This is a genomic window from Streptomyces sp. NPDC057307, assembly GCF_042667665.1.
GTDB lineage: Bacteria > Actinomycetota > Actinomycetes > Streptomycetales > Streptomycetaceae > Streptomyces.
In genome coordinates, this window is the sequence record NZ_JBHUZM010000200.1 from 1 (window position 1) to 10737 (window position 10737).

Annotated in this window: 9 protein-coding genes; 2 read left to right on the forward strand and 7 right to left on the reverse strand. The window is 73.0% G+C overall.

The features are described from left to right. Positions 1 to 70: 70 nt before the first annotated feature. The 5 genes from ACFUN8_RS35165 to ACFUN8_RS35185 all read right to left on the reverse strand — a co-directional run bounded on the left by ACFUN8_RS35165 (position 71) and on the right by ACFUN8_RS35185 (position 4364). Entirely contained in the window at positions 71 to 1012 is a 942-nt protein-coding gene (locus ACFUN8_RS35165; RefSeq protein ID WP_383646906.1) for an ROK family glucokinase, read from the reverse strand. A gap of 66 nt (positions 1013 to 1078) precedes the next feature. Then, positions 1079 to 1555, reverse strand: a complete 477-nt coding sequence (locus ACFUN8_RS35170; protein WP_383646908.1) for a DUF5304 domain-containing protein — start codon at positions 1553 to 1555, stop codon at positions 1079 to 1081. A gap of 88 nt (positions 1556 to 1643) precedes the next feature. After that, positions 1644 to 2924, reverse strand: coding sequence for an ArsA family ATPase (locus tag ACFUN8_RS35175; protein WP_383646911.1), 1281 nt, complete (start codon positions 2922 to 2924; stop codon positions 1644 to 1646). Continuing rightward, entirely contained in the window at positions 2924 to 3409 is a 486-nt protein-coding gene (locus tag ACFUN8_RS35180) for an SRPBCC family protein (RefSeq protein ID WP_383646913.1), read from the reverse strand. The genes ACFUN8_RS35175 and ACFUN8_RS35180 overlap by 1 nt, the downstream gene beginning before the upstream one ends. A gap of 100 nt (positions 3410 to 3509) precedes the next feature. After that, positions 3510 to 4364, reverse strand: a complete 855-nt coding sequence (locus tag ACFUN8_RS35185) for a metallophosphoesterase (protein ID WP_383646916.1) — start codon at positions 4362 to 4364, stop codon at positions 3510 to 3512. 279 nt (positions 4365 to 4643) lie between these two features. Between ACFUN8_RS35185 and ACFUN8_RS35190 the strand changes: the two genes are divergently transcribed. Further along, entirely contained in the window at positions 4644 to 6452 is a 1809-nt protein-coding gene (locus ACFUN8_RS35190; RefSeq protein ID WP_383646918.1) for an AMP-dependent synthetase/ligase, read from the forward strand. Positions 6453 to 6468: 16 nt separating this feature from the next. Here ACFUN8_RS35190 and ACFUN8_RS35195 read toward each other — a convergent pair whose 3' ends face one another. Then, complete coding sequence (locus ACFUN8_RS35195; protein WP_383646920.1) at positions 6469 to 7623, reverse strand: glycosyltransferase family 4 protein; 1155 nt, start codon at positions 7621 to 7623, stop codon at positions 6469 to 6471. Positions 7624 to 7860: 237 nt separating this feature from the next. Between ACFUN8_RS35195 and ACFUN8_RS35200 the strand changes: the two genes are divergently transcribed. After that, complete coding sequence (locus ACFUN8_RS35200) at positions 7861 to 9057, forward strand: glycosyltransferase 87 family protein (RefSeq protein WP_383646925.1); 1197 nt, start codon at positions 7861 to 7863, stop codon at positions 9055 to 9057. Positions 9058 to 9150: 93 nt separating this feature from the next. Here the strand turns inward: ACFUN8_RS35200 and ACFUN8_RS35205 are convergent, their stop codons facing one another. Next, positions 9151 to 10419, reverse strand: a complete 1269-nt coding sequence (locus ACFUN8_RS35205; protein ID WP_383646923.1) for a hypothetical protein — start codon at positions 10417 to 10419, stop codon at positions 9151 to 9153. Positions 10420 to 10737 lie beyond the last annotated feature (318 nt).

Sequence of the window (10737 nt, forward strand, 5' to 3'; positions counted from 1 at the left end):
CCCTTGAGGGGCGCGGCGGGCGTTGATCGTCCGGATTACCGGGGTGCGTCCGGTGGCCGGTTCGTACGGGTCAGCCCTGGCGGGCCAGGTCCGCGGCGCCCACCAGTCCGGCCTTGCCGCCCAGTTGGGCGGCGAGGACCTGCGCGTGCGGACGCCATTCGCCGCCGATCAGCCAGCGGCGGAAGGACTTGCGGATCGGGTCGAGGACCAGTTCGCCCTCGTCCGAGACGCCACCGCCGACGATGAACGCCGACGGGTCGAAGAGCGAGGCCAGGTCGGCCAGGCCCGCGCCGGCCCAACGGGCCAGCTCCCGGAAGGAGTCGACGGCCACCGGGTCGCCCTGGCGGGCGGCGGCGCTGATGTGCTTGCCCTCGATGCCTTCGGGTGTGCCGTCGCCGAGACGCAGCAGGATCTCCGCGTTCTCGGGGGTGGCGTTGGCGCGTTGCTTCGCGTATCTGACGAGCGCGCGGCCCGAGGCGTACTGCTCCCAGCAGCCCTGGCTGCCGCAGCCGCACAGCAACCCGTCGGGTACGACCCGGATATGGCCGAATTCCGCCGCCACACCGAAGCGGCCGCGGCGGAGTTTGTTGCCGATGATGATGCCGCCGCCGAGCCCGGTGCCGAGCGTGATGCAGATGACGTCGTCGTGGCCCTGTCCGGCCCCGAACTTGTACTCGCCCCAGGCCGCCGCGTTCGCGTCGTTCTCCACGACGACCTGCATCCCGACCCGCTGCTCGACCTTGTCCTTGAGCGGTTCGTGACGCCAGTTGATGTTCGGCGCGAACAGGACGGTGGCGCGCTTGTCGTCGACGTAGCCGGCGGCGCCGATGCCGACGGCCTCGATGTCGTGTCCCTTGCCGGCGCCGGACACCGCGGCGCAGATCGCGTCGACGATGCCTTCGGCGGTCGGCGGGGTGGGCACCTGGTACGTATCGAGAATCGCGCCCTCTTCGTCGACCACGCCCGCCGCGATCTTCGTGCCGCCGATGTCGACGCCGATGGTGAGTCCCATGTGTCCCTCAGTTTTCGGTCGAGCCCCGCTGGGGCCAACCGTACCCGAGGGCGGGCGTCCCCCTGGTCAGTCCAGGTCGATGCGGTTGCCCGGGGTGGGGCCCTCGTCGCGGGGATCCGAGGGGTCGTTGGCCTTTTCGTCCGTCTTCTTCAGGCTGATGTCGGGCGCCTCGGACGGTCCCTGGGTCCAGCGGCGCTCGTCGCCCTCGACGGCGGAGCGGTAGGCGGCGAGCAGTTCGTTTCCGGCCGCGGCGAGGTGGTCGAAGAGGTCGGGGTTGCGGTCGATGACCGGCTCGACGGCGGACTTGGCCTGGCTGATGAACTGCTGGACGGCGCCCTGTGCGGCCATGCCGAGCAGCGGGCTCTGGAACGAGGACACCTTGTCGGCGACGGCGTCCACGAACCGGCGCAGTTCTTCGGAGGCGGAGCCTGGCGTCGTCCCGTGCACGGAACGACGACGGGCCTTCTCGGCGGCCAGGTCCTCGGCGCAGGCCGTGGCCCAGGCGTCCGGGTCGGCGGCGGGACGCTCGGTGGCATCGCTCATGGGTTACTCCCGCATGGGGCAAGGCGCCTCGTCCGGGGCGGACCGGAGGCTGTGTACCTTCGACGGTACCTGAACCCCGGCGGGACATTCAGGGAGTGCGCGGCCAGAGCCCCGGGTCCGGCGTGAAACGGACCTTCAGGACACCGTCCGTGAGCGCGGCGCCCGAGACGGTGCAGCGCCGCAGAGCCGCCGCGAGGGGCACGATGCGGTGGAACGGGCCGACGGTCAGCAGCAGTTCGTCACCGCGCCGCACGAGGCCGACGTCCGTCTTCACGGCGCCCGGCAGTGGCAGGGACCACACCAGCAGCCCGTCCTCCTCCCGCCGGTCCTCGACCCACCAGGGATCGCGGTACGGCTCCGGGTCCGGAGCCCCGTCCTCGTCCAGGTCCAGGTCCGGACCGAGATCGGCGAGATCGTCCAGTCCCCGCGCGTCCCGGCCCAGGTGGCGCACCGCGCGCACCGGCCACCCCGAACGGGGTCCGGCGCCGGAGTCGGCCCCGGAGGCGGAGCCGTACTCCTCGCTCCACTCGTCCAGGCACTTCTGCTGCTGGGCGGCGAGCGTCGCGAGCCAGGCGTCGGACGAGTCGGTCGGCAGGACCTTGTTCGGTACGAGGGCGTCGACGCGCAGCCCGTACAGGCTGAGCCCGTCGCGGGCCACCCGCAGGGCGTCCCCGGCGGCCGGACCGGGTTCGGCGACGAGCCGCACCGTCGTGGTGGGGGCCTCGATCAGCGCCTGGACGGCGGCCAGCTCCTCGTCCCTGCGGGCGGCGGCGCCGTACAGCCAGCCCGCCGGCATCGGTACGCCGGCGAGCTGCGCGATCATCGGCCGCAGCGCCCGCGCGGCCTGCCGCTCCGCGGGCAGGAGGCGGCCGAGCAGCCGGCGGAGCCGCTCGGGCAGGGCGAGTACGGACAGGGCATCGCGCAGCGGCGGCAGGTCGACGACCAGTACGTCCCAGTCCCCGGCCGAGGCCCGTCGCAGCGCCTGGAGCAGGGCGAACTGTTCCGCCCCTGGCAGCTCGGTCAGCTCCTCGCCGTCGAGGGGCCGGGCGCCGAGCATGTCGAGCGCGGTGGCGGCGCGCTCCTGGAGCGCGAGGAATTCGGTGCGGAAGTAGTCGGCGGGGTCGACGCGCGCGGCCCAGAGTCCGGGCGTCACCTCGGCGGGTTCGACGGCGACGGCGGCCGGGGCGCCGAGGACGGCGCCGGGGCCCGCCGGGTCGGCGGAGAGCAGCAGCGTGCGGTCGCCGCGCCGGGCGGCGGCCAGGGCGGTCGCCGCGGCGACGGTGGTACGGCCCGCGCCGCCGGGGCCGGTGACCAGGACCGTACGCGGCGTTCCGGTCGTACGCGCGGTGGGCGCCGTGCTCTCCGTCATCAGGTGGTGGGTGTCTCGGCCGCTCCGGCGGATCCGGCGGTTCCGGGGGCGCTCTCGACGCGCTTCTTCAGACCGGCCAGGGCGCGGTCGATGATGACCTTCTCGGCCTTGCGCTTGATCATGCCGAGCATCGGGATCTTGACGTCGACGGTCAGCCGGTAGGTGACCTCGGTACGCTCGCCGCCGCCCGCCGGTGCCAGGTGGTACGAGCCGTCGAGCGCCCGCAGCATCTGGGACTTGACCAGCGTCCAGCTGACCTCGTCACCGCCGGTCCAGGTGTACGCGAGGGTGTGGTCGTCCTTGATCGCGCCCGCGTCCAGCACCAGCCGGACCTGCTCGGCGCGGCCCTCGGCGTCGGTGGAGAGCACCTCGGCCTCCTTCACCTCGCCGGTCCACTCGGGATAGCGGGTGAAGTCGGCGATCACGCCCATCACGTCGGCGGGTGCCGCCTCGATCGTGATGCTCGACTTGGTGTGCTCCGCCATCGACGTGCTCCTCCAGATGGTGTCTCCCCGGTGGTACGGGGCGACGGTCACGCTTACCGGTACCGGCCGTGCAGCGTGCAGGTTATCGCGTGCCCGCCGGTCACCATTCCATGGCCCAGGGCCGTCCGGTGGACGCGAAGTGTCCGACGTTCACACATTCCGTCGAGCCGACGCGCATCCGGGGGGCGAGCGGCTGGTGGACATGGCCGAAGAGCGCGTACCTCGGTCTGGTGCGGCGCACGGCGTCCAGCAGCGCGCGGCTGCCGCGTTCGAAGCGGCGGGCGACGGTGTCGTACGTCAACTCGGGTACCTCGGGCGGGATGTGCGAGCAGAGGACGTCGACGTCGCCGAGCCGCTCGACCTTGGCCGCGTACTCCTCGTCGGAGATCTCGTAGGGGGTGCGCATCGGGGTGCGCAGACCGCCGCCGACGAAGCCGAAGACCCGGCCCCCGATCTCGACCCGCTCGCCGTCGAGGACGGTCGTGCCCGGTCCGGCGTACTCGGGCCAGAGGGCGGGGATGTCGACGTTGCCGTAGGTGGCGTACGTCGGCGTGGGCAGGACCGCGAACATCTCGGCGTACTGCCGTCGTACGGCCGCCTCGATGGCGGTGTCCCGGTCGCTCTCCAGCCCGGCCCACAGGTCGCGGCCCAGGTCACGGGCCTCGTCGAAGCGGCGGGCGGTGCGCAGCTCCACGATGCGGTCGGCGTTCTCCTTGCCGAAGAGTTCGGGGAAGATGCCGCGCGAGTGGTCGGCGTAGTCGAGGAAGAGGACGAGGTCGCCGAGGCAGATCAGGGCGTCCGCGCCGTCGCCGGCGCGCGCCAGATCGCGGGCGTTGCCGTGCACGTCACTGACGACATGGACGCGTGTCCGTGTGCGGCCGCTTCCACCGGGTACGTCACTCGACTCGTCCGTACCGCCGCCCGCGTTCCCGCCGTCGTTCTCGCCACCACGCATGCCGCTCACCCTAGATCGCCGCCTTCCTGCTGTGTAGAGGGGTCCGGACCTGCGGTTACTCACACGCCCGCACAGCTGTGGACTACTCTGCGCGAAGGACCGTCAAAAAACGTGTGACGCAGCGAACATCTGGCCAGGACCCCCTATCCGGAACCGAGTACCGGTGGGTAACGTCCGGGCCGTCCCGTCGTGCTCACCCCCGAGAGCACCTGCCCGATGTGGACCGCAGCCGGTTCGGCACAGTGCCGTGCCACCGGCGCCCGACGAGGAGCAGCAGTCTTGCGCGAGTTCAGCCTTCCGGCCCTGTACGAGGTCCCTTCGGACGGCAACCTGACGGACCTCATCGGCCGCAACGCCGCTCAGCATCCCGATGCCGCCGTCATGGGCCGCAAGGTCGGCGGGGTGTGGACGGACGTCACGGCCGTCCAGTTCCTCGCCGAGGTACGGGCGGTGGCCAAGGGCCTGATCGCGTCCGGCATCCGCCCCGGTGAGCGGGTCGCCCTGATGTCGCGGACCCGGTACGAGTGGGTGCTGCTCGACTTCGCGATCTGGAGCGCGGGCGCCGTCACCGTACCGGTGTACGAGACCAGCTCCGCCGAGCAGGTGCAGTGGATCCTCGGCGACTCGGGCACCGCGGCAGTGATCGTGGAGTCCGACGAGCACGCGGCGGCGGTCCGGTCGGTCTCCGACGGGCTGACCCGGCTGCGGCACGTCTGGCAGATCGACCGGGGCGACGACAAGGGCTGTGTGGCGGAACTGACCACCGCGGGCGCGCAGATCACCGAGGCGGTGGTCGACGAGCGCAGCGCGACGGCGAAGGCCGACGATCCGGCGACGATCGTCTACACCTCGGGGACCACGGGCCGCCCGAAGGGCTGTGTGCTGACGCACCGCGCCTTCTTCGCGGAGTGCGGCAACGTGGTGGAGCGGCTGAAGCCGCTGTTCCGTACGGGCGAGTGCTCCGTCCTGCTCTTCCTGCCCGCCGCGCATGTGTTCGGCCGGCTGGTCGAGGTGGCCTCCGTGATGGCGCCGATCAAACTCGGCTGCGTACCGGACATCAAGAATCTGACCGAGGAACTGGCCGCGTTCCGGCCGACGCTGATCCTCGGGGTGCCGCGCGTCTTCGAGAAGGTCTACAACTCGGCGCGCGCCAAGGCCCAGGCGGACGGCAAGGGCAAGATCTTCGACCGGGCGGCGCGGACCGCGATCGACTACAGCCGCGCGCTGGGCAGCGCGCCGGGTCCGTCGCTCGGGCTCAGGATCAGGCACAAGGTCTTCGACGCGCTCGTGTACGGCAAGCTGCGCGCGGTCCTCGGCGGCCGCGGCGAGTACGCCATCTCCGGCGGCGCCCCGCTGGGCGAACGGCTCGGTCACTTCTTCCGCGGCATCGGTTTCACGGTGCTGGAGGGGTACGGCCTGACGGAGACGTGCGCGGCGACCGCGTTCAACCCGTGGGACCGGCAGAAGATCGGCACGGTCGGGCAGCCGCTGCCGGGTTCGGTGATCCGGATCGCCGACGACGGCGAGGTGCTGCTGCACGGCGAGCACCTGTTCACGGGCTACTGGAACAACGAGGCGGCGACGGTGGAGGCGCTGGCCGACGGCTGGTTCCACACCGGCGACATCGGCACCCTGGACGAGGACGGGTATCTCGCGATCACCGGCCGCAAGAAGGAGATCCTGGTGACGGCGGGCGGCAAGAACGTCGCGCCGGCCGTGATCGAGGACCGTATCCGCGCGCACGCGCTGGTCGCCGAGTGCATGGTCGTCGGCGACGGGCGCCCCTTCGTGGGCGCGCTGGTGACGGTCGACGAGGAGTTCCTGGCCCGCTGGGCGAAGGAGCACGGCAAGCCGGCGGGCTCGACGGCGGCGACGCTGCGCGAGGACCCGGAGCTGCTGGCGGCGGTCCAGCAGGCGGTGGACGACGGCAACGCGGCGGTGTCGAAGGCGGAGTCGGTGCGCAAGTTCCGTGTCCTGGCGGCGCAGTTCACCGAGGAGGCGGGGCACATCACACCGTCGCTGAAGCTGAAGCGCGGTGTGGTGGCGAAGGATTTCGCGGACGAGATCGAGTCGCTCTACCGCGCGTAGGACCCACCGGGTCCGGCTACAGCAGCGCCCGAAGCCGCTCCGCCAGCAGGTCCCAGCGCCAGCGTTCCTCGACCCATTCACGGCCGCGGGCGCCCATCCGCCGCCGCAGTTCGGGGTCGTCGAGCAGTGTCACGACGCGGTCCGCCGACTCCTCCGCGGCGAGCGCGGCGGGGCCGCCGCGCACCACCCATCCCGTCTCACCGTCCAGCACCGCGTCCGGCGCGCCGCCGGAGTCGCCCGCGACCACGGGGAGCCCCGTCGCGGACGCCTCCAGGTAGACGATGCCCAGGCCCTCCACGTCGAGGCCGCCGCGCCGGGTGCGGCAGGGCATCGCGAAGACGTCGCCCGCGCCGTAGTGGGCGGGCAGTTCGGACCAGGGCACGGCGCCGGTGAAGCGTACGGAGTCGGCGACGCCGGTCTCGGCCGCCAGCTTCCGCAGCTCCCCGGCGTACGGGCCGCCGCCGACGATCAGCAGCACGGTGTCCGGGACCCGCGCCAGGATCGCGGGCATGGCGAGGATCAGCGTGTCCTGCCCCTTGCGCGGCACCAGCCGGGAGACGCAGACGACGACGGGCCGGTCGGCGAGCCCCAGCCGCGCTCGTACCGCGTCACCGCCCGACGCCGGGTGGAACGTCTTCTCGTCGACACCGGGCGGCAGTTGGACCATGCGTCCGGCCGCGTCGGGTGTGAGCGCGGCGGCGATGCGCGAGCGCGTGTACTCGCCGAGGTAGGTGATCGTGTCCGTGCCCTCGCCGATCCGGCGCAGCAACTGCCGGGACGCGGGCAGCTGCGCCCAGCCCGCCTCGTGGCCGTGCGAGGTGGCGACGATCCGCCGGGCGCCGGCCCGGCGCAGCGCGGGGCCCATCAGTCCGAGCGGGGCCGCGGCGCCGAACCACACGGACTCGCAGCCGTGTTCGCGCAGGAGTCCGGCCGCCCGCCGGGTCACCCGCGGGGTCGGCAGCAGCATCGTCGTACGGTCGCGCACGACCGTGAAGGGCTGCTCGGCGTCGAAGGCCGCCGTCGCCTCCGCGCCCTCGGCGCCGCGCTTCCAGGTGGAGGCGTAGACGACGATCCGGTCGGGGTCCAGCCGTAGCGCCATGTTGTGCAGGAACGCCTGGATGCCGCCGGGGCGGGGCGGGAAGTCGTTGGTCACGATCAAGGTCTTGTGCATCGTCGCCGACAGTACCGAACGGCCCCGCCTCATCGTTCCCACGCCTGTCCCCCCGCATGATGGCTCCCGCCAGCACATGTACATATCGGTCAAAACGGGCAGGTAGTCATGACGGTCGAGGACACGACACGCGTCGGAGCGGCCGCGGGCGCCGCCGGGGCCGGGGGGAGCCGCGCGGTCGGCGTGCTCGGCACGGTCGGACCGGTCACGGTGTGGCTCCTCACCAGGACCGTGCTGATGCTCTGCGTCCTGCGGATCATCGTCACGCCGGGCTCCGACGTCACCCCGGACGTCTCCGTCACCTATCAGGGCTGGTACGACGTCCTGCGCGCCGGCACCTTCCCCCAGTCGGACGTCACCTGGCAGTACCCGCCCGCCGCCGCGTTCGCGATCCTCTCCCCCGCCCTGCTGCCCTTCCTCGGCTACGCCACGGCGTTCTTCACCCTGTGCCTGCTCTGCGACGCGCTGGTCTTCGGACTGCTGCTCCGCACGGGGCGGCGCCCGGGACGCTCGACGCGCGGCGCCTGGGTGTGGGTGGCCGGCGTCGCGGTGCTCGGACCCACCGTCTACGCCCGTTACGACGTGATGGTCACCGCCGTCGCCGTCTGCGCCCTCCTCGTGGGGCTGCGCAGGCCCCAACTGCTCGGCGCGCTGGCCGGGTTCGGGGCGCTGCTCAAGGTGTGGCCGGTGCTGCTGCTGATCGGTACGCCGCGCGGCCGGGCCACCCGGCTGTCCTGGTCCGCCGCCGTCGCGACGGCCCTCGCGCTGCTCGCGATGGTGTCGGCGGTGCTGCCGGGCGCGCTGGACTTCCTCACCGCGCAGCGCGACCGGGGCACCGAGGTCGAGTCGCTGGGCGCGCTGGTCTTCCATGTGGCCCGGCATCTCGGCTGGGACGGCGCGGTGATGTTCAGTTACGGCTCGGTGGAGTTCCGGGGGCCGTACGTCCCCCTCGTCAGCGCGCTCGCCCTCGTCCTCAGCGTGACCGCCTTCGGCTGGCTGCTCGTCTGGCGGCTCAAGGCGGCGGCGTTCACCGCGAGCACCCTGTGCGACGCGGCGTTCGTCGCCGTCCTGCTGTTCACCGTCACCAGCCGGGTGATCAGCCCGCAGTACATGGTCTGGCTGGTCGGCCTGGCCGCCGTCTGCCTGCTCCTGCGGTCCAGCCCCATGACGCTGCCCGCGGTGCTCGTGGTGGCGGCCTCCGCGGTCACGGTGCTCGAATTCCCGCTGTTCTTCTCGCACGTGACGGCGAGCGACTGGCTGGGCGTGACCCTCCTCGTCGTACGCAACGGGCTGCTGGTCGCCGCGACGCTGACCGCGTGCGGCCGACTGTGGCGCGCGACGGTGCCGGACCCGCGCAGCCGCCAGGAGGCTGCGGAGACGGCCGGGAGCGGGGACGGGGCCCAGGAGGACGAGTACCGGCTGCTCGGCTCCTGAGCGCCCGCACAGGGGGCGTGGAGCGGCGCCGCGCCGGGCGCCGCGGGCCGGGCGCGACTCACGGACACGCCCCGGGGGCAGGCGCCCCCGTCCTCAGCGCAGCCGCTCGCGCAGGTAGTCCCGCCACAGCGTGGTGAACCTGTCCGGAGTCACCGACAGCACCTCGTTCATCGCGTCCTCGACGGCGCCCTCGCGCTGCTCGTGCTTCCCGACCGCGCGGTAGAAGTCCGTCAGCTTCCGCTCGCCCCAGCGCTGGGCGATCAGCTCGCACGCGAGGCGCCCGCCCTCGTAGGCGCGCGCCAGTTCGTCCGCCTTCGCGTCGAAGGCGAAGTCACCGTCCTCGGGGAGCGCGGCGGGCAGTTCGCCCCGGCTCAGGGACCGTTCGAGCTCCGGGGCCGCCTGCCCGTCGGCGCGGCTGGTGTCCCGGTAGGCGGCCCAGTCGGAGAAGCCCTCCGAGAGCCACATCGGGGTGGCCCCGGAGGTGTCCGCCCGCGTCGCCACATGGGTGGTCTCGTGGGTGAGGACCACCCGGCGCCCGAAGTCGCCCAGGATGCCGTACGCGTCGGGGTTGACGATCACCCGGTCCGCCGGCGAGGAGCCCTGCCGCCGGGTCTCACCGGTCGTGACGGCGGCGATGCCCCGGTAGCTCGCGGCCGAGGCGCCCAGCAGACCGGCCATCGACTCCACCGACTCGGGCACCAGCACCACGACGCGGCCCGACCAGATGCCCGGCCAGGCTTCGTCGACGGCGGGCACGGCCCGGTCGGCGACGGCGGCGATCTCACGGAGCCGGGCGTTGTCCTGGCCGACGCCGAGGATCAGGCTGCGCCTGCCGTGGACGACGTCGACGGCGCCCTGCTGCCAGAGCTGCTGCACGCCGCCCTCGCCGGGCCGGTCGGCCGTCACGTACCAACGCCCGTCCCGTTCCGCCAGCTCCAGCGTGCGGGCCGAGGTGACGGGCGCGCTGTCGTAGCCCGCTATCCGGTAGCGCAGCTCGGCGCGCGCCGTCGCGCGGTCGCCGTCGCGGTCGACGTCCCGCACCTGGTACTCCCAGGACCGCACGGGCACATCGGTGAGGTTCCGGTACGTCCGACGCTCGACGGCCAGCAGGGCGCCGGCGTCGGGGTCGACGGCGGCCAGATAGCCGCTCTCGTCACGGTCGAGCAGGGCGTCGGCGCGACGGTCCAGGATCCGCTGGATCGCACCGGTGGCGGCATCGGTCGCGGTGGGCGCGGAACAGCCGGAGGCGACCAGCACAGACCCGAGCAGCACGGCCGCCGCACGACGGCGCACCGCGCCGCGACGGGTCGGACGCCACCGACCCGCCGTACGTCTTCGAGTCGTACGTCCCTGACCTGCCACCCTGCCGATCGTACGGGGCGCCGCGAGGACGAATCCCGACAGAGCGTCGGCGACGGGGCCGCCGAAGATCCACCGGACAGGGGCAGGGCCCGGGGCGGGTCCACGAAGTAGCGCCGTCCGCCTGCGGGGCGCCTGATGTCTCGGCGGGGCGGTGCGTCGCAAGGCGGAGGGCCGGCGTCGTGGACGGCCCGGCCGTACGTGGCCGACCGACGGCGACGCGGGGGGGCACCTCCCGTGGCCCCCCGCGGGGCCTACGTGGGCGAGGTGCCGTGCCGGGCGTCGCCGGCCGGGCGGGACTTCGCGGAGACGCCCTAGGGC

What these genes read in the sequence shown, in the direction of transcription:
- ACFUN8_RS35165 (WP_383646906.1), bottom strand. Translation starts at nt 1,012, where the DNA reads ATGGGACTCACCATCGGCGTCGACATCGGCGGCACGAAGATCGCGGCG.
- ACFUN8_RS35170 (WP_383646908.1), bottom strand. Translation starts at nt 1,555, where the DNA reads ATGAGCGATGCCACCGAGCGTCCCGCCGCCGACCCGGACGCCTGGGCC.
- ACFUN8_RS35175 (WP_383646911.1), bottom strand. Translation starts at nt 2,924, where the DNA reads ATGACGGAGAGCACGGCGCCCACCGCGCGTACGACCGGAACGCCGCGT.
- ACFUN8_RS35180 (WP_383646913.1), bottom strand. Translation starts at nt 3,409, where the DNA reads ATGGCGGAGCACACCAAGTCGAGCATCACGATCGAGGCGGCACCCGCC.
- ACFUN8_RS35185 (WP_383646916.1), bottom strand. Translation starts at nt 4,364, where the DNA reads ATGCGTGGTGGCGAGAACGACGGCGGGAACGCGGGCGGCGGTACGGAC.
- ACFUN8_RS35195 (WP_383646920.1), bottom strand. Translation starts at nt 7,623, where the DNA reads ATGCACAAGACCTTGATCGTGACCAACGACTTCCCGCCCCGCCCCGGC.
- ACFUN8_RS35200 (WP_383646925.1), top strand. Translation starts at nt 7,861, where the DNA reads ATGCTCTGCGTCCTGCGGATCATCGTCACGCCGGGCTCCGACGTCACC.